The 18,789-nt window shown below is 67.8% G+C and carries 12 protein-coding genes; 5 read left to right on the forward strand and 7 right to left on the reverse strand.

All coding sequences use genetic code 11. The features are described from left to right. Window positions 1-38 precede the first annotated feature (38 nt). The 4 genes from JYK05_RS23260 to tssC all read left to right on the forward strand — a co-directional run bounded on the left by JYK05_RS23260 (window position 39) and on the right by tssC (window position 9,211). A complete protein-coding gene (locus JYK05_RS23260; protein WP_206470082.1) occupies window positions 39-6,065 on the forward strand; it encodes a filamentous hemagglutinin N-terminal domain-containing protein in 6,027 nt (2,008 codons plus the stop codon). 13 nt (window positions 6,066-6,078) lie between these two features. Next, window positions 6,079-7,095: a type VI secretion system protein TssA gene (tssA, locus tag JYK05_RS23265; RefSeq protein WP_206470084.1), complete on the forward strand. Its 1,017-nt coding sequence runs from the start codon at window positions 6,079-6,081 to the stop codon at window positions 7,093-7,095. Window positions 7,096-7,162: 67 nt separating this feature from the next. Next, entirely contained in the window at window positions 7,163-7,696 is a 534-nt protein-coding gene (tssB, locus tag JYK05_RS23270; RefSeq protein ID WP_206470085.1) for a type VI secretion system contractile sheath small subunit, read from the forward strand. 9 nt (window positions 7,697-7,705) lie between these two features. After that, window positions 7,706-9,211, forward strand: a complete 1,506-nt coding sequence (gene tssC, locus JYK05_RS23275; RefSeq protein WP_206470088.1) for a type VI secretion system contractile sheath large subunit — start codon at window positions 7,706-7,708, stop codon at window positions 9,209-9,211. A 28-nt stretch (window positions 9,212-9,239) separates the two neighbouring features. Here tssC and JYK05_RS23280 read toward each other — a convergent pair whose 3' ends face one another. The 7 genes from JYK05_RS23280 to JYK05_RS23310 form a co-directional block, all read right to left on the reverse strand. Continuing rightward, window positions 9,240-10,025, reverse strand: coding sequence for a PP2C family serine/threonine-protein phosphatase (locus tag JYK05_RS23280; protein ID WP_175942787.1), 786 nt, complete (start codon window positions 10,023-10,025; stop codon window positions 9,240-9,242). Window positions 10,026-10,044: 19 nt separating this feature from the next. Next, window positions 10,045-11,367 carry a type VI secretion system-associated FHA domain protein TagH gene (gene tagH, locus JYK05_RS23285; RefSeq protein WP_206470089.1) on the reverse strand — a complete coding sequence of 441 codons (1,323 nt, stop codon included), beginning with the start codon at window positions 11,365-11,367 and terminating at the stop codon, window positions 10,045-10,047. Window positions 11,368-11,370: 3 nt separating this feature from the next. After that, entirely contained in the window at window positions 11,371-14,019 is a 2,649-nt protein-coding gene (tssH, locus tag JYK05_RS23290; protein ID WP_206470091.1) for a type VI secretion system ATPase TssH, read from the reverse strand. 62 nt (window positions 14,020-14,081) lie between these two features. Continuing rightward, on the reverse strand, window positions 14,082-15,167 hold the full coding sequence (gene tssG / locus JYK05_RS23295; RefSeq protein WP_206470092.1) for a type VI secretion system baseplate subunit TssG: 1,086 nt from the start codon (window positions 15,165-15,167) through the stop codon (window positions 14,082-14,084). Next, entirely contained in the window at window positions 15,143-17,026 is a 1,884-nt protein-coding gene (gene tssF / locus JYK05_RS23300) for a type VI secretion system baseplate subunit TssF (protein ID WP_206470093.1), read from the reverse strand. Before tssF ends, tssG begins: the two co-directional genes overlap by 25 nt. A gap of 19 nt (window positions 17,027-17,045) precedes the next feature. Beyond that, complete coding sequence (tssE, locus tag JYK05_RS23305) at window positions 17,046-17,540, reverse strand: type VI secretion system baseplate subunit TssE (protein ID WP_371826466.1); 495 nt, start codon at window positions 17,538-17,540, stop codon at window positions 17,046-17,048. A gap of 12 nt (window positions 17,541-17,552) precedes the next feature. Continuing rightward, window positions 17,553-18,149, reverse strand: a complete 597-nt coding sequence (locus tag JYK05_RS23310) for a type VI secretion system tube protein Hcp (RefSeq protein WP_206470099.1) — start codon at window positions 18,147-18,149, stop codon at window positions 17,553-17,555. Window positions 18,150-18,286: 137 nt separating this feature from the next. Here JYK05_RS23310 and JYK05_RS23315 point away from each other — a divergent pair, with 137 nt between their 5' ends. Beyond that, window positions 18,287-18,769, forward strand: coding sequence for a type VI secretion system tube protein Hcp (locus JYK05_RS23315; RefSeq protein WP_175942799.1), 483 nt, complete (start codon window positions 18,287-18,289; stop codon window positions 18,767-18,769). Window positions 18,770-18,789: the final 20 nt, after the last annotated feature.

An 18,789-nucleotide genomic window follows, 5' to 3' on the forward strand; every position in this document is an offset into this window, starting at 1 on the left:
ATCGACGGCCCATCGGAGCGGTCACACAGGAGTTCGACATGAGCGACGACATCAGCCTTCGGACCCGCCGGCATCGCCGGGAGTGGGAGCGTGCAATCCGGCGACTCGCCCGGCGCGCCGCACGGCACGCGGGCATCGACCTCAAACCGGCCTCATTGTTGCCGCTCCTCGCGCTCGTGATCGCGCCGGGCGCGTTCGCGTTGCCGGCGGGCGGGCAGGTCGTGAGCGGCGGCGTGAACATCAGCACGCCCAACCCGAAGACCATGGCGATCACGCAGGGCTCGCAGAAGGGCATCGTCAACTGGAACTCGTTTTCGATCGGCGGGGGCGAGACCGTGAACATCTCGCAGCCCTCGCCGCAGGCGGTGCTGCTTAATCGCGTGACGGGCGGCGAGGCGAGCCAGATCGCCGGGCATCTCAACGCCAATGGACGCGTGTTTCTCGTCAACCCGGCGGGCGTGCTGTTCGCGCCCGGGGCGTCGGTGAACGTCGGCTCGATCGTCGCCTCGACGCTCGGCATTTCGGACAGCGATTTCCTCGCGGGCAAGTATCGCTTCACGAGTGGGCGCAACGCAGGCGGCCTCGTGCGCAATGAAGGCACGATCACGACGGCCGAGCGCGGCACGGTCGCGCTGCTCGGCGCTCAGGTGGACAACCGCGGCACGGTGAGCGCGAAGCTCGGCACCATCGCGATGGGCGCGGGCAGCGACATGACGCTCGATTTCGCGGGCGACGGCCTCACCATGCTCAAGATCGACGGCCCGGCGGCGCAGGCGCTCGCGAGCAACTCGGGCGTCCTTCAGGCCGACGGCGGTCAGGTGCTCATGTCGGTGCAGACCGCCGACGCGCTCGCGTCGACCGTGCTGAACCAGACGGGCACGGTGCGCGCGCAGAGCGTGGCCGAGCGCAACGGGCGTATCGTGCTCGACGGCGGCAATGCAGGACTGACGGAAGTGGCGGGCAGCGTCGACGCGACCGGCGGCGCCGGTTTCACGGGCGGCGCGATCGACGTGACGGGCCAGCACGTCGCGGTGAACGACGGCGCGAATATCGACGCGAGCGGCGGCCCGGGCGGCGGGCGCGTGCGCGTGGGCGGCGGCGCGGCGGGCAAAGAGACCGATATGCGCAACGCCGATGCCGTCTGGATGGGGCCGGGCGCGCAGATCCACGCGGATGCCCTCGGCCGCGGCGACGGCGGCAACGTCGTGATCGACGGCACGAACGCGGCCCGCGTGTACGGCACGCTCACGGCGCGCGGCGGGAACGTGGCGGGCAACGGCGGTCTGATCGAGACGTCGGCACGTTTCCTGGACGTGGCGGGCGCGAACATCGATGCATCGGCGCTGCACGGCATCGGCGGGACGTGGCTGCTCGATCCCTACGACGTGACGATCACGTCCTCGAGCAGCGTCGACAGCACGGGCGGGCCGAATTTCTCCGCTTCGTCGGATGCCTCGACGATCTCGGTCGGGACCATCAACAGCCGGCTGAACGCGGGCACGTCGGTGACCGTCGATACCGGCACGGGCGGTCCGGCAACTGGCGGCAACATCACGCTGGACGGTCTGATCGAGAAGCGCGCGGGCAACGCGGCGACGCTCACGCTGCTCGCCGCGCGTTCGATTCTGATGGATCGGACGAGCGATGGAAGCGGCAACGCGGGGATCGTGGCGTCGCAGTCGAGCATCAGCGACACGGCGAGCCCGCTGTCGGTCGTGCTGACCGCGAACACCGCCGGGTACAAGGACGGCTCGGCCGAGATCCTGCTGCGTGGATCGGCGAGGACCGAGGCGTTTCAGCTATTCACCAATGGCGGCGATGTCGTCATCGGCGGGCCGCAGGGTGGCGTCTCGCCGCGCGTCACGCTCGACCACGTCGACGTGGACACGCGCACGCGCACGAGCGTGTTCGGAGCCGAACTGCCGGACTACCGGATCGGCACGGATGCGCCGAGCGGGCGGATCGCGATTGACGGTTACGGGCCGGTGGACGCGATCGGCGACGCGCGCGCACTCGGCTATGGCGTGAACGTCGAAGGCGGATCCACGCTGCGAACGACGACGGGCGCGATCTCGGTGACGGGCACAGGTGGTACCGGCGGCCTCACGCTTTCCGCGACGGAGCTGCGCTCTGCGACCGGCAACGTGACCATCGACGGCACGTCGGCGGATGGCGTCGGCGTCGCGCTCGATCAAGCGACGCTCGCCTCGGGCGGCGGCGCGTTCTCGCTGACGGGACACGGCGGCGCGGGCGGCGTGCGCGCGAACTACGGCAGCATCGAGGCCGGCTCCGGCAACGTCACTATCGACGGCACCGCGCTTACCTCCGGGTCGGTCGCACGCGCGGACGGCGTCTCGCTCCTCGCCATGCCGATTACCACGACGGGCGGCATCACCATCCGCGGCCATGCCGCGCTCGATGGTCCGCTCGGCGGCGGCGTGACCCTAGCCGCAGCGGGCGAGGGCGGCACGGTCACGCTAAGCGCGGGGTTGCCCGGCATTCGCGTCTATGGCAGCGGCAACGGCTACGAAGGCGTCTACGTGAGCGCGGGCCCGTCCCGCACTCCGATCTATGACTACGGCTACGGAGGCCTCTACCTCGTGGGGAACGGCGCGGACAGTGGACGAGCCGTCTCGTTCGTCGCATCGGACGGCAAGGGCACCGGCGGCCCGATCGACATTCGCGGCGTGACCAACGGCGCGATCGTCACCGCGTCGGGCGCCGATAGCGCCTATCACTCCGGCGCGAAGCTCGTCAACGCGAGCCTCGACGGTTCGGACATCACGCTCGCCGGCTCCGTCGCGAGCGGCGGCACGGTGGAGCAGGCAGGACTGCAGATCATCGATTCCAGCGTGGGCTCGACGGCGACGAAGACGCTGACGCTGCGCGCTTCGAATAACGCCGCGAGTACGTCGTCGATCGCGTTCGATGCCGGCTCGACGTCACTCGATGCGCGCACGACGCTCGCCGCGCCTCACGGCACGCTGGTGCTCGCCCCGGGCAGCGTGTCCGCGACCACGTTCGACATCGCCGTCGACGATGCCGCGCGCGTCAGCATCGGCGTGGCGGGAGCGACCGGACCTGGCTTCACCATCGACAGTTCGCTGGGTACGCGCTTCCTGACGAGCGTGGACAACGTCTATATCGGCTCGGCGTCGCACATCGGGCACATCGCGGTCGGGGCGACCTGCGCCGCGCCGCCGTGCGCGGGCCTGCCGACCTTCGGTAATCTGTCGGTCGCCAACGAAGGCGCGGGGAGCGAGGGCATTGCCTTGCTCTCCCGCGTTTCGCTGGGCGGCCAACTCATTCTCGATTCCGCCGGACCCGTGTCGCAGAGCGCGTCGATCGGCGCTGGCGGGCTGCTGCTCGGCGGGCCGGGCACGTTCACGCTGACGAACCCCGACAACGATTTCGGCGGGGTCGCGCTCGTCGGCGTGGGCAATACGACGCTCGCGGGCACGAAGCTTTACGTCTCGAGCGGAAGCGGCACCGTGTTCGACGCGGGTACCAACGCCTTCCGGACGATCGACGGCAGCACGCGCTCGACGCTCGCAGGCGACCTGACGCTGACATCGACGCGCGAGGGGGTCGACATCGGTATGCCGCTCGAGATCGTGTCGGGTCACGACGTTACCGTCGATCTGCGCAGCGCCGATTTCCTCCGTATCGCTGCGGACATCACGTCGACGGCGGGCGCGCTCGATCTCGTCGCCACCGCGGCGAACGAAGTGTTCGTCGGCGGCTTTCCCAACGATGACGGAGCGGCTTCGCGCGTTTCCATCAAGAGCAACGGCGGCAACGTGACGCTGACGGGCAAGGGCGCCACCGTGAACACGTCAGACGAGCCCTCGTACAGCACCGGCGCGGGTGTCGTGCTGCGTCTCGCCGACATCGACACGCGCGCGGGCGCGGCGAGCGGCACGCCGTCGTCGACGGGCGGCGCGGTGACGATCCGCGGCACCATGCCCGCGCCGAGCGGCAACGACGGCTCGTTTCAGGACACGCGCGCGGGCGTCGAAGTCAACGACGCGACCATCACCACCGGCAGCGGCGATGTCACGCTCATCGGGCAAAGCCTGAATCCGGGCGTCGATCCGGGCGGCGGCGTGGTTCTGGGCAGCGCCGCGCAGTTCCGCAGCGGCGTGAGCGGCCCCGCGGACATCATGACGGGCACCGGAGCGATACGCATCTACGGCGCCGGTAGCGGCCCGGGCTTTGCCGGCGTGACGGTGGGGAACGGTTCGTCGATCACGAGCGCGGGCGGCGCCATCGACATACGCGGCAGCACCGCGAGCGCCTACGACATCACCGGCTCGGGCAGGTCTTCGCCCACATACGGCGTGCTGCTGCTGAACGGCTCCATCGCCGCGAACGCGCCGTCCGGCGCGGTATCCATCGCCGGTTCGACGTCCACCGCCGATGCGGGCATCGCCTACGGCGCCGTGCCGCTTGCCAGCTTCCCGCCGCTGAGCGCCGGACCGTTCTCGATCACCACGGGTCAGGGCGGCGTGATCTCGCTGCGCGCGTCGAACAACGGCACGGCCACGAGCCTCCTCGGCCGCGGCGGCGCGGGCTCGATCGATCCGCAACGCGGCCTGCTCGCGGTTTCGGCTGCATCGGTCGACCCGTCGAGCTTCAAAGTCAGCGCGCGCGACGGCGTGCCGATCACGCTGTTCGGCACCAGCGCGGCGCCGGGGCTGACCATCGACAATGCGACCTACCAGACCTTCTCGACCCAGCTGCAAACCCTCGTGCTCGGCTCGCCCACGCAGACGGGGCGCATCACCGTGGCGGGTCCGTGCGCGGGCGGCGCGGGTTGCGCGACGCGTCCGGTGGTGGCGACGAGTCTCACGCTCGAAAGCACCGGCGAGGGCAGTCAGGGCATCGACCTGCCTTCGGGCATCGCGCTGCCGGCGAACGCCACGCTCGCGCTCGACACGGCCGGCACGGTCAACGATCCTGGCGGCATTCAGGCGAGCACGCTGCTGCTCGCGGGCGGCGGCGTCTTCAATCTGCTCGATCCGAACGATGTGGATACGCTCGTCGTCGCGGGCGCGGGGACGGTGAACTTCAGGAACGCCGGCAGCTTCACGATCGGCGCCGGCAACGCGAACGGCGTCGATGAGAACGGCCGCGTCGTGCAGATCGGCGGTCAGCAAGGCACGCTCACGGGCGATCTCCTCGCAATCTCAGACAACGGAAAGATCACGCTCGGCGCCCAGAACGCGCCGCTCAACCTGCGGGCGGGCGGCAGCATCGACCTCGTGATGGACCACGCAGTGTTCGACAACCCGTTCGGCAGCACGCTGGGCGCAGCCAACGCATGGCGCGTGTGGGCGACGAACTGGCAAGGGGAAAACCGCAACGGCATCGATCCGGGCGGAGCGCTGCCGAACTTCTATGGCTGCGTGTACGGCGGGCTGTGCTGGAACGGCCGGCAGTCGATGGATGTCGTGTCGCGCAACGGCAACCACTTCGTGTACACAGAGCGGCCGAAGGTCACCGTCGAGATCGGCAGTCAGGAACGTTACGCCGGAGAAGACAATCAGCCCTTCGCATACTCGCTCGGGCAGCGCTTGCCCAACGGCGACAAGCAGACCAGCGTGTTGACCGGATCCATGAGCTCACTGGCGGACCGCAATTCGCCGCCTGGACGCTATGCGATCGACGGCACGTTTTCGTCGGCTGTCGGCTACGACGTGACCGTCGTTCCAGGCACGTTGACGGTGAAGCCCATCGATCCGGTCAAGCCGGTCCGGCCGGTCAAGCCCATGAGGCAGACGCCCGCGATCACGCAGACGGACCCCCTCGTGCCAATACAAGGCGCGGTCTTCGATCGCACTGGCCTGCAGCCACTCTTCACCGCGCAGGAACAGAGCTTCGTCTACGAGAGCAACCTCGGCGGGGTCAACGTCTGCGTGGGCACGAGCGAGCCGATCCTCGCGCTGCAGCAGTCAGAAGGACCGACGGATTCGCTCGCCTCCGAATGGAAGCGCGTTCGCTCGCGGCCGAATCTGAACAACTGTCTCGTCGTGAACGGCCAGCACGGCTGCGGCGAATTCTGAACACGGAGCCGTGATGATCGACATAGAACCGCTGCTCGCGCCCGCCGCGACGATGCCGCCGGCCGGCGTCGATCTCGAATACGATCCGGCGTTCCTCGCTCTCGAAGCGCTCGCGCGCGGCAATCCCGAGCGCCAGTTCGAAGCGCTCGCCGAGCCGACCGCGTGGCCCGAGGTGCTCGAAGAGTCGCAGGCACTGTTGGCGAGGTCGAAGGATCTACGCATCGCCGTGGTCTACACGCGGGCAGCGGCGCGCGTGCATGGCCTCGTGGGTTTTCATGCGGGCCTGCGACTCTTGACCGGCCTGTTCCAGCGCTACTGGGACAGCCTCTATCCGCCGCTCGACGCTGAAGACAACGACGATCCCGTGCTGCGGATCAACGCCCTCGCGCCGCTTGCCGACGCCTATACGCCCTTCGCGGAAGCCGAAACGCTGCTGCACGACCTGCGCGAAACGGAAGTATGTCGCGCGCGCGGCGAGCGGTTGACGGTGCGCGACATGCTGCTCGCACAGGGCAGGCTCGCGGCAGGCGCAGGCGCGAGCGCGGCGACGCCCGCGCGGGTCGAAGGCATGCTCGCCGATGCGTTCGCGCAAAATCGCGAGGTGTTCGACGCGGGCATCGACCTGCCGCGCGCGGTTCAGGCGCTCGGCGCCGTCATGACGGAGCGGCTCGGCGCGGAACGCGCGCCGCTGCTCGACAAGATGATGGACACGGCGCGCTTCGTGGCCACGCAGTTTCGCGCGGTCGCGCAAAAGGAAACGCAGATGCCCGACGACACGACACAAGCCAGCCCGACGATCGTCGCGACGATGAGAACACGTCCCGGCGAAATCGCGACGCGAGAAGACGCCATCGCGCTGCTCGACGCGGTCTGCGCGTTTCTCGAACGCACCGAGCCGGCGCATCCCGCGCCGCTATTGATTCGCCGCGCGCGCGGCTGGCTCGGCAAAGACTTTCTCTCCGTGATGCAGGATCTCGCGCCCGACAGCCTCTCGCACATTCGCCTGATCGCGGGCACCAAGCCGCAGTGACGCTTTCAAACGAGCCGCGCGCGAATCGTCTTTCAGGCGTGGCTCATGCTCACGCAAAGGAGGCCTCATGGCTACCAGCAGTCAGAAATTCATCGCCCGCAATCGCGCGCCGCGCGTGCAGATCGAGTACGACGTCGAGACCTACGGAAGCGAGAAGAAAGTCCAGCTTCCGTTCGTGATGGGCGTCATGGCCGACCTCTCCGGCAAGCCCGCCCAACCGCTTCCGCCCGTCGATCAGCGCAAGTTCCAGGAGATCGACATCGACAATTTCGACAGCCGCATGAAGGCGATGCATCCGCGCGTCGCGTTTCAGGTGCCCAACAAGCTGACGGGCGAAGGCAATCTGAGCGTCGACATCACCTTCGATACGCTCGACGATTTTTCTCCCGCCGCCGTCGCGCGCAAGGTCGACTCGCTCGCGAAGCTGCTGGAGGCGCGCACGCAACTTGCCAATCTCGTCATCTTCATGGACGGCAAGAACGGCGCCGAGGAACTGATCGCGCGCGTGCTCGACGACCCCGCGCTGCTCAAGACGCTCGCCACGGTCACGCCGGACGCCGCCGCTGCCGCCGCCGAATCTTCGACCCCCGCCGCCGAGTGAGAAACCACCATGTCCGACATACCTCAAACGCTGGAAGCCAAACACGAGCTGCAGGGCGCGATGCTGGAAGGCGACGACCTTGCCGCGCTGCTGAACCGCGAGTTCCGCCCCAAGAGCGACGAAGCGAAGACCGCGGTGCAGGCGGCGGTGCAGACGCTCGCGCAGCAGGCGCTCTCGCAGACGAAGATCATCTCCGGCGACGCCATCCGCTCGATTCAGGCGATGATCGCCGAGATCGACAAGAAACTCACCGACCAGGTCAACGAAGTGATGCATCATCCCGACTTCCAGAAGCTGGAAGGCTCGTGGCGCGGCCTTTACTACCTCGTCAACAACACCGAAACCGACGAGATGCTGAAGATTCGCGTGATGAACATCTCGAAGAAGGACCTTGGCAAGACGCTCAAGCGGTTCAAGGGCGTCGCGTGGGACCAGAGCCCGCTGTTCAAGCAGATCTACGAGCATGAATACGGGCAGCTCGGCGGCGAGCCGTTCGGCGCGTTCATCGGCGATTACTACTTTAATCAGACGCCGCCGGACGTCGAGCTGCTCGGCGAGATGTCGAAGATCGCGGCTGCGGCGCATTCGCCTTTCATCGCCGCAGCCGACCCGAGTCTGCTTCAGATGGATTCGTGGCAGGAGCTTGCCAACCCGCGCGACCTCACGAAGATATTCGGCACACCGGAATATGCGAGCTGGCGTTCACTGCGCGCGTCCGAAGACTCGCGCTATATCGGGCTTGCAATGCCTCGGTTTCTGGCTCGCGTGCCGTATGGCGCGAAGACGCAGCCCGTCGACGAATTCGACTTCGAGGAAGAAACCGGCTCCGCCGATCATTCCAAGTACACGTGGGCCAATTCCGCCTACGCGATGGGCGTGAACATCACGCGCTCGTTCAAGCTCTATAGCTGGTGCTCGCGCATTCGCGGCGTGGAGTCGGGCGGCGCGGTCGAAGGCTTGCCCGTGCACAGTTTCCCGACCGACGACGGCGGCGTCGACATGAAGTGCCCGACGGAGATCGCCATCTCGGACCGCCGTGAGGCCGAACTGGCGAAGAACGGCTTCATGCCGCTGATTCATCGCAAAAACTCGGATTTCGCGGCGTTCATCGGCGCCCAGTCGCTGCAAAAGCCCTTCGAATACGAAGACCCCGACGCCACGGCCAACGCCGCGCTCGCCGCGCGCCTGCCGTATCTGTTCGCGTGCAACCGCTTCGCGCATTATCTGAAGTGCATCGTGCGCGACAAGGTAGGCAGCTTCAAGGAACGCTCCGACATGGAGACGTGGCTCAACAAGTGGATCACGCAGTATGTGGACGGCGATCCGGCCAATTCATCCGAGCACACGAAAGCGCAGAAGCCGCTCGCCGCCGCCGAGGTGAAAGTGCAGGAAGTGCCGGGCGCGCCGGGCTACTACACGTCGCAGTTCTATCTGCGTCCGCATTATCAGCTCGAAGGGCTGACGGTGTCGCTGCGGCTCGTGTCGCGTTTGCCGTCGCAGAAGGAAGCGGCCTGACTTTGGGCTGTGCCGGTCGATGCCCGCCTCACACGGCGGGCATCTGCAATACCGTGGTTGCCGACGCATCGCCCACCCACACCGCGCTTGCGGTGAAATTGTCGTGTCCGGGCCGCGCGCTTTCGCGCAGATGCTCGACCATCAGATCGAGCCACGCGGCGGGAGTCGGCACCCGTCCGATCGAGTCGATCATCACGGATTCGTCGAGATACTCCCAAAAGCCGTCGGTGCAGAGCAGGAACGCGTCGCCATCGGCGATCGGAAAGGGCTCGGTCGACACCGCGATGTCGAGATCATCCGCCGTGCCGAGCGCCGAGAACAGCACGTTGCGGCGCGGGTAGCTGCGCACGTCGCGCGCTTCGAGGAGATTCGCGTCGATCATGCTTTGCACGAGGCTGTGATCCTGCGTCTGCACGACGGTCGCGCCGCGCCGGAAACAATAGAGCCGTGTGTCGCCGCAATGCGCCCACGACGCATGCCCCGCCGCCTCGTCGATGCCGAGCAGCGCCGCCGTGGAACGCATCTGCGCGAGTTTGCCGTCGTGTTCCTGAGCGTCGATGATGGCGTCGTTCGCGCGCAGCAGCACGCGCAACAGGTTTGGCCCGGTGAGCGCGACGCCCGCCTGCGCGATCCGCGCGAGTTCGGCGAGCACGGTCTCGACCGCGATGCGCGAGGCGGTGTCGCCGCCGCCATGACCGCCCGCGCCGTCCGCGACCACGCACGCGAACAGCGCCGCGTGCCGCCATTGTCCGTGAGCGTCTTCGTTGCGCGAGCGACCGCCGGCATCGCTCACGCTCGCGGTTTGCAGTTGCATGTCGGTTCTCCGGCGCGCGTTATCGGCGCGCGCGGCGTTTCAGTTCGCCGATTTGCGCTTCGTAAGCGGCGACGAATGCGCGGCCGAACAGCATGTGGAAATCCTCGGTCGCCTCGCTCGAGAGCTGGCCGTACAGTTCCGTGAAGAGAACCCAGCAGCGCGCGCGGCGCTTGTTGCCGGACATGAGATCGTCGAACCGCGAGCGAGCGGGCAGGCGCGCCTCGATGCGCTGCGGCTCGAAGCGCTCGAACACGCCGTCGAGTGCCGCGCGCATGCCCGCGACCATGCCGACCTGATGCGCGCGCAGGTCGGCGCAGGCATCGGCGAGGGCGGCGGCGGGCGGCATGAAGCCGCGCACCGGCGGACTCAGCAGATGCGTAAGCGCCGCGTCCACGTTCGGCGAGAACTTCAGCGGATTGTTGTCCGCCGCCGCGATGATCGTCGCGTCCGTGCGCATCTCGCGTTTGAACGCGGCGCGCGCGCAAAGCAGATCGAGCGTCCCCTGGATCGATTCTCGCAGTAACACGCCGATGAGCTGCATCAGCGCGGGCGTGAGCGCTTCGATGCGCAAGCCGGGGGCGGCGAGGCCTTGCAGCAGTGCATCCAAGAGCGCGCGCTGATCGTCCTGCACGACTGGCGCTGGCGAAGGGGAAGGCGAAGGCGCGGCGCGCGCGCCCGGCGGCGTGAATGCGCTGTGCAGCTCAGCGCCGGCGTCGGACTGCGTGGCGGGCGGCGCGACCGGCCGCGCCGCGCCGGTCAGACTCGCGAAAGGGTCGTCGTCATGGGCGGTGTTCGGCTGCGTGATCGGTTCGATGAGGGGACTCACCGCCGAGGACCCACACGGAGCAAGCGAGAACAGTTCGTCGATGGAGCGCCTGGATGCGGGATCGTCGAACTCGAAGTCGAAACGGTCCTCGGGCGATGCCAGCGGTTCAGCCGCGGCGGGCACATCGAACAGGCCCGCGAACGGATCGTCCGGCGCCGCGGCGCTCGCGTGCGATGCCTCGAACGCCGTCTCCGTGCACTCTTCGGCGGAAACTTCGGCGCGCAGCTGATAGCCGCCGATCTGCACCTCGTCTCCATGCGCGAGCGGCACTTCCTGGCCGGGGTCGAGCGGCACGCCGTTGACGAGCGCGGGATTGCTGCCGCGATCCGTGAGCCGGTAGGCGCCGTCGCGCCACGCAATTTGCGCGTGCATGCGCGACACGGTGCGCTCGGCGTCGTCGAGCACGAGGCGGTTCGTCAGCGCGCGCCCGATCGTGCCGCCCTCGGCATCGAAACTTGCCGCGAGCGGTGTGCGCGGCGGCTGCCCATTGTGACGAGTGACCGTGAGTGTCAGCATGGTTCAGTCGAACGCGTAAATAAAGTCGCCCGCGCTCGCCGACAGACGAATACGCCCGAGCGCGCCGCCTTCGGTGAGCCGCGTCAGATACTCCGTGGAAATGCGCGGCAGCACGGTGTTGGTGAGCAGCGCATCGATCACGCGCCCGCCCGACTCCGCCTCCGTGCAGCGCGACACGATCAGCCGCACGGCGTCGTCGTCGTATTCGAACGGAATGCCGTGATTGTCCGCCACGCGCCTCTGAATGCGCTTCAGTTGCAGCCGCACGATGTCGGCCATCATCGCGTCGGAGAGCGGGTAGTACGGCACCGTGACGAGCCGTCCGAGCAGCGCGGCGGGAAAGACGTCGAGCAACGGTCCGCGCAGCGCGGCCGTGAGCGCTTCGGGCGACGGCGCGGCCGCAGAGTCGCGGCACATCGACATGATGACATCCGAGCCGACGTTCGAAGTCAGCAGAATGATCGTGTTCTTGAAGTCGATGTAGCGTCCCTCGCCGTCCTCCATCCAGCCCTTGTCGAAGACCTGGAAGAAGATCTCGTGCACGTCGGGATGCGCCTTTTCCACTTCATCGAGCAGCACCACGCTGTACGGCCGGCGGCGCACCGCCTCCGTGAGGATGCCGCCCTCGCCGTAGCCCACATAGCCGGGCGGCGCGCCCTTGAGCGTGGAAACGGTATGCGCTTCCTGGAACTCGCTCATGTTGATGGTGATGACGTTCTGCTCGCCGCCATACAGCGTTTCCGCGAGCGCGAGCGCGGTTTCCGTCTTGCCGACGCCCGAGGTGCCCGCGAGCAGGAACACGCCAATCGGCTTGTCGGGATTGTCGAGGCGCGCGCGCGACGTCTGGATGCGCTTGGCGATCATGTCGAGCGCATGGCGCTGGCCGATCACGCGGCGCTCCAGCGAGTCGGCGAGCCCGAGCACGGCGGCCAGTTCGTTTCTCATCATCTTGCCGACGGGAATGCCGGTCCAGTCCGCGACCACGCCCGCGACCACGCCCGCATCGACGCTCGGCAGAATGAGCGGCGCGTCGCCTTGCAGTTCGGCGAGACGCGCGTTGAGTTGCGAAAGACGCGTGAGGCGATCGCTGCGTGTCGACGGCGGCGTATCGACGGCTTCGCCTTCTTCGCGCAACGACGCCCGCAGCGCGAGTACTTCATCGACGACGCGCTTCTCTTCGTTCCAGCGCGCCTCCAGTCCGCCGAGCGCATCGCGTTCGCGGGCGAGCGCCGCCTCGACATCCGCCGCGCGCGTGCCGACGTCCACGCCGACAGTCGCCTCGCGCGCGATGATCTGCGCCTCCACGTCCAGCGCTTCGATGCGGCGGCGGCAATCGTCCACTTGCGGCGGCGTCGCGTGCTGGCTGACCGCGACGCGCGCGCACGCGGTGTCGAGCAGCGACACGGCCTTGTCGGGCAACTGGCGCGCCGGAATATAGCGATGCGACAGCCGCACGGCCGCCTCGATGGCCTCGTCGAGCAACTGCACGCGATGATGCCCTTCGAGCACGGCCGCCACGCCGCGCAGCATGCGCACGGCTTTGTGCTCGTCGGGTTCGAGCACCTGCACGACCTGAAAGCGCCGCGTGAGCGCCGGATCTTTCTCGATGTGCTTCTTGTACTCCGCCCACGTCGTCGCGCCGATGGTGCGCAAGTCGCCGCGCGCGAGCGCCGGTTTGAGCAGGTTGGCCGCGTCGCCGGTGCCGGCCGCGCCGCCCGCGCCGACGATCGTATGCACTTCGTCGATGAAGAGAATCACCGGCTTTGGACTCGCCTGCACGTCCTCGACGACCTGGCGCAGCCGCTGCTCGAACTCGCCCCTCATGCTCGCGCCCGCCTGCAAGAGACCGAGATCGAGCGACCAGAGCGCGACCTCGCGCAAGGGCGGCGGCACGTCGCCGCGCGCGAGGCGTTGCGCGAAGCCTTCCACCACGGCGGTCTTGCCCACGCCGGCCTCGCCGGTGAGAAGCGGATTGTTCTGCCGCCGTCGCATCAGGATATCGACGAGCTGGCGGATTTCCTCGTCGCGGCCGGTGACCGGATCGAGCTCGCCCTGACGCGCCTTCGCGGTGAGATCGGTGGCGTACTTGTGCAAGGCTTCCTGGCGGCCCCTGCTCGCGGGCGCGGTCTCGTCGCCGGCTGCGGGCGCCTGCGCATGCGGCTCGTCTTCCGCTTCCTCGACCGAATCCGCGACGATGCGCGCGAAGTTGTCCGACAGATCTTCCGGCTTGATGCGCTCGAACTGCCGCGAGATGCCGATGAGCACATTGCGCAACCGCTGTGTCTTCAGCATGCCGACGAGCAGATGGCCCGTGCGCACTTTCGTCGCGCCGTAGAGCAGCGTGCCGTACACCCAGCCGCGCTCGATCGCGTCGGTGATGTGCTCGGAGAGATCGGAGATCGCGGTGGCGCCGCGCGGCAGTCGATCCAGCGACGCGGTGAGATCGCGCGCGAGCGTGGCCGCGTCCACGCCGTAATGCGCGACGATGCGCTCCATGTCCGAGCGCGGCGTTTCCAGTATCTGCATGAGCCAGTGCGAAAGCTCGACATACGGGTTGCCACGCATCTTGCAGTAGACCGTCGCGCTTTCCACGGTCTTGTAGCCGAGCCTGTCCAGCTTGCCGAACAGCGCCACACGACTGATTTCCGCCATCGTCCGACTCCTTTGAACGCCCGCGAGCCGACCGGAGGCGCGGCTTTCCGATAAGACGGCGCTCATGCCGCGTTTTTGCAAAGCGCATCGGCGTCGAGCGCGAGATCGGCGCGATCGCTCGTGCGCTCGGCGGTGCCGAGCCACGCCGAGTAGCCGAGGCGTCCGTGGCGGCCCGGCCGCGCGGTAGGCACTTCCTTCGCGGCAAGCACGAGCTGCGCATCCCACGCAAGTTCCCCGTTCAGATGGCGTCTGACCAGCGCCACGAGCGTCGGCAGCGCGCCGCCGCCCGGCAGAAACGCCTCGTATTGCGCGAGCGTGAGGGGCCCGAGCACGAGCCGGAACGCATGCTGGCGGTCCCACACATGAGCGCCGAGGACCGCGCCCTGGCCGAGCGACGCAGATCGTCCCGCGCGCGAACGCAGCGCGGTGCGCTCGTCGCGCGGCAGCGTCATCCAGTGCCCGCGGTACGGCTCGACTTGCACCGGCACGCGCAGCAGCGCGGAGGCCATGCCTTCGAGCACGTCGGCCGGCCGCGTCTGCATGTTCAGCAGGCCCGCGAAGTGCAGCTTCGCGTGGTCGGAGATGGCGTCGCGCCCCTGCGTCGCCGGATCGGCGTGGCCGATCAGCGCGCCCGCATAGAACGCGAAGCGATCCTGCGCCGGACGATCGAGCCCGTTGACCGGACGGCCTTGCGCCCACGCGCGATAGAACAGCAGCAGGAAGCGATGCAGCAGCATATCGAGCAGCCGCGCGAAGGCCGTGTCGCCATGATGCAGCGCGCGCTCGCGGGCGAAATCGGTCAGATGCAGCGGCAGCGGCCCGTTGGGGCCGAGCAAGCCGAAGAAGCGCTGCGCGAGGCGCGGCGCATGTCCGTCGCCATCGCGTGACAGCCCGGCGAGCGGCGCGGGCGCGAACGCGAGCGAGACGTCCTGCGCGAGCCGCAACGGTTCGTCCGCGGGACGCGCGCCTGTGCCGAGGCGCGGCAGGTCCGGAGTGAGCGCCTCGACGTGCCGCATTAGCCGGTAGAAGTCGTGTCGATGCGGCTCGGCGGCGACGGCGTCGAACAGTTCCAGAAGCGCGCGCGTGTGCGCGGGCGCTTCGGAGGGCGTGGGCCGCACCGCGGCTAGAGGATCGCTCGCGTGCCGCATCGCGCGGGCAGGCTCAGGATTTCGCCGCGCGCGCCCGTGCGCAACGTCGTCTGAACGAACGAATTGATCGACACGTAACGCGCGAAAAAGCGGTCCAGCACGCAGCCGAAGAGCCACGCGCTGCCGCCCTGAAACGCGAGGTCGTCGACGAGAACGTCGATCGCGAGGCCGCGCCCGAAAGCGATCGGGCCGGGCATCGGCAGGCGGCGCACCACAGGCTTCGCATCGACCGCGACGACGCCCGCCACCTGATTTCGGCCGGTGTGGTCGGCGGGCGCGACGTGCAGCATCAGCAGCGCGCGCAGCGCCGCCGCCGCTTCGCGCGGACCGTTGCAGAGCGACAGATAGTGCAGCGACAACTGGTCGATCAGACGCCACGTCCGCCCGGCATCGAGCGGCGCCGGCGCGGGCCGCGACGGGCCGCTCACGCAGGTCACGGCTGCGACCGGCGCGGCGATGTCGAGCGAGAAGTCGCTGCCTGGACCGCTTCGCGACATCATCAGCGGCAGATCGCGGTTGGTGCAAAGCGTGGCGAACGACAGTTGCCGCAGCGAGCCGCCATACGGCGCAGCGCGCGGATCGACGATCGACACATATGTTTCGCTGCCGACATAGTCCGTGCGCGCGCCGCTTTTTTGCCGCGCGGCCGGCACGAGGCGCGGCTCGCGCTCGGTGGTGAAGTACGCGGCGTCCGCGGGGCGGTCGGCGAGATAGTCCGCGTAGAGCGGATGGAAGGTCTGCTCGCTGTCGTCGTGCGCGCCGTAGCCGGACACGCCCGTGACCGAATGCACCTCGAAATCGAGCGGATGCGTGCGGTCGGGCACCACGTGAAACCGCGCGCTGGAATCGGTGACGAGCGCGCGATCCGCGTGTCGCGCGAAGAGATTGATGGCGGGCACGCAATCGAGCAGCACGTTTTCCTTCGTGACGATGCGTTCGAGCGTGGCATCGCCCGCGCCGAACAGCAACGTGAGTTCGATCTCGCGCGCGGTGAAGCGGGGCAGCACGGTCGCGAGGCCTTCGATGCGCGCGAAGCGCAGGCGCTGCGGCAGCGCGAAGTATTCGTGCAGCAGTCGGTAACCCTGAAACGCATTCGGCGTGACCGGCAAGAGCGCTTCGTCGTCGGCGAATCCGGCGGGCGCGACCGCCTCGCCCGGCAGCACCGCGAGCGTGCGCGTCGGCCGTTCCGGCGTCGACACGACGATTGCCAACGTGTGCCCCAGCACGAGCTCGTGGAGCCGGAATGCGATGTCGTCGCCGCCTGCGAAGTAGAGGCAAAGCGTATCGAGACGCAGCGCGTCGAACGACAAGCCTTCCGGCGTCGCGAGCCGGATGCGCAGCGCGCCCTTCACCTGCGTCGCGAGCGTGCGCGTCGCGGGCACGGTGGCGAGCGGCAGATCGGGCGTCTGGGCGAGATAGCGGGCGTCGGTCACCTCGACCGGCCAGAGCGTGAGCGCGGCGCCGGTGCGGAACTCGCATGGCGTCGTCTGCGCGGGCCCGCGCAACGAAAAGAGCGCAGTGTGACGCGGCACCGTGAAGCCATCGCCGAGATTGGGATTCGCGAGATCGGGCGAGAGACGCGCGATCAGCATCGAGGGCGTGGGGCACGCGGCCTGCGGCAGCACGACATGCGTGAGCTGCTGAGTGAAGCGCGGAAACTCTTCTTCGAGCTTCAGCTGAACGCGCGCGGCAAGAAACGCCGTGCCTTCGAGCAGCCGCTCGACATACGGATCGGCCACGTCGATGCCGTTCATGCCAAGACGCGCCGCGATCTTCGGGAACTGCTCGGCGAACTCCGCGCCCATCTCGCGCAGATGCGCGAGCTCGGTGTTGTAGTGACGCAAGAGGCGCGGGTCCATTTTTTTTCCGTATGCGATGTCAGTGCGGCAGTTCCATCACCGTGATGCCGCCTTCCTCCAGATCGATCTGCGTGCGCAGCGCGAATTCGAGCGGCACCGGCTGCGCCCACAACAGGCCGCGGATCACGAGCGCGATCTGGTTGTGCATGTCGAGCACGGAGCGGTCGAGGACCGGCTCGATTTCCAGCGTCGACGGATCGATGCGCGGCTCAAAACGCTCGATCGCCGTGCGGATCGCCTGTTCGAGCACGACGGTATCGACCGTCGATGCGAAGCGTCCCGATAGGCACGGCAGGCCGTAGTTGAGCACCGACGCGAACGCATGCGCGAACTGGTCCTCGTCGATTTCTCCGCCGAGATTCGTCGTGTTGAAGAGCCAGGAGACGTCGCGCAGCACCGCCGCGCGCAGGCCGCGATGGGAGAGAAAGCGCTCGCCGGCGGGGTCGGTGCGCGACGCGGGATCGTCGTCGATCAGGCGATCGAGCAGCGTGGGCTGGAGGCGCTCGGTGTTCATCGACATGAGCGTTCAGCCAATGCGACGCGTGGACACGTCGAGCGCGAAGGTCACTTCCGCGCCGCGCGCGCCGCTTTCGGTTTGCGGCGCGCAGGTCATGGTGAGTTGCTGCGCCGACAGTTCGAAGATCTCGCACGGACGGCAAAAACGCGGACTCGTGAAAATCTGATAGTTGCGCAGATACGCCTGTTCGAGCTTCATCGACAGAAATTCGATCTGCACGCCGTGATCGGTGCCCGCCGACTTGAAGCAGCGGATATGCGCGAGCGCGAGCAGTTCCGCCTGCGCGCACAGCTTCGCGATGACGGGCGACGCCGAATCCACCGTGCGGATCACGCCGAGCGCGGCGACGCGCATGTCGCTCGCATTGAGCGCGGCGCTGTGCTGGACCGCGTCGTAGCCCTGCGCCCAGCGCCAGCCGTGAATCTGCATCGGCGTGTCCCAGTCGCCGCGCTTGCTCGCTTCGCCCTTCACGGGCGTGTTGCTGCGCCTGGGCACGATCTGCAGCAGCATGTCGTTGGGCTCCGGCAGGGCGAGCAGATCGAACTGTCGCACCATGTCGGGCGAAAGGCAGTCGTGCGGGCGCGGCTCGCGCGGATCGGATGGCATCGCTTGGGTCCGGAGAATCGTTCGTCGAACATAAGACGGCGGCCGCCGCGCGATTTTGAAAATCGGCGGACTACGTTCGTTCTGACTGCAAGCGCGAACTCGCGCGGACGCGAAGCCGGACCACCACGGAGGACCACATGGCTACCATCGACTGCTATCTCAAGATTGACGGAATCGAAGGGGAATCGAAGCACAAAGGCGCGGAGAACCAGATCGAGGTGCAGTCCTTCGACTGGGACGTGACCAACGCGGGCAGTCCGGCGGTCGGCGGCGGCAGCGGACAGGGCAAGGCGAAGCCAGGCATGTTCACGTTCTCGCATTTCTACGACAAGGCCTCGCCCACGCTCGCGAAAAGCTGCGTCAGCGGCAAGCACCTCGCGAACGCGAAGCTCACCGTCAGCAAGTCGGGAGATGGCCAAAAGGAATTCCTGACCGTCACGATGAAGCAGGTGACCGTGACGCACGTCGGCTTAGGCGGCGGCATGGGCGGCGAATTGCACGAGAACGTCAGCCTGCTTTATGCGGACATCGAGTTCGAGTACAAGCCGCAGGACGACAAGGGCGCGCTAGGCGGCGCCGTCAAGTTCGGGTACGACGCCTGTACCACCGAAGTGCGCTGACCTTTGAGAGGCGGGTGTGC

This window comes from Caballeronia sp. M1242 (assembly GCF_017220215.1).
Lineage (GTDB): Bacteria > Pseudomonadota > Gammaproteobacteria > Burkholderiales > Burkholderiaceae > Caballeronia.

Bases quoted from the DNA above. Each gene is read 5' to 3' on its own strand.
- JYK05_RS23315 (WP_175942799.1), top strand. From the start codon at position 18,287: ATGGCTACCATCGACTGCTATCTCAAGATTGACGGAATCGAAGGGGAA.
- tssA (WP_206470084.1), top strand. From the start codon at position 6,079: ATGATCGACATAGAACCGCTGCTCGCGCCCGCCGCGACGATGCCGCCG.
- tssG (WP_206470092.1), bottom strand. From the start codon at position 15,167: ATGCGGCACGCGAGCGATCCTCTAGCCGCGGTGCGGCCCACGCCCTCC.
- tssC (WP_206470088.1), top strand. From the start codon at position 7,706: ATGTCCGACATACCTCAAACGCTGGAAGCCAAACACGAGCTGCAGGGC.
- JYK05_RS23310 (WP_206470099.1), bottom strand. From the start codon at position 18,149: ATGCCATCCGATCCGCGCGAGCCGCGCCCGCACGACTGCCTTTCGCCC.
- JYK05_RS23280 (WP_175942787.1), bottom strand. From the start codon at position 10,025: ATGCAACTGCAAACCGCGAGCGTGAGCGATGCCGGCGGTCGCTCGCGC.
- tssE (WP_371826466.1), bottom strand. From the start codon at position 17,540: ATGAACACCGAGCGCCTCCAGCCCACGCTGCTCGATCGCCTGATCGAC.
- tagH (WP_206470089.1), bottom strand. From the start codon at position 11,367: ATGCTGACACTCACGGTCACTCGTCACAATGGGCAGCCGCCGCGCACA.
- JYK05_RS23260 (WP_206470082.1), top strand. From the start codon at position 39: ATGAGCGACGACATCAGCCTTCGGACCCGCCGGCATCGCCGGGAGTGG.
- tssH (WP_206470091.1), bottom strand. From the start codon at position 14,019: ATGGCGGAAATCAGTCGTGTGGCGCTGTTCGGCAAGCTGGACAGGCTC.
- tssF (WP_206470093.1), bottom strand. From the start codon at position 17,026: ATGGACCCGCGCCTCTTGCGTCACTACAACACCGAGCTCGCGCATCTG.
- tssB (WP_206470085.1), top strand. From the start codon at position 7,163: ATGGCTACCAGCAGTCAGAAATTCATCGCCCGCAATCGCGCGCCGCGC.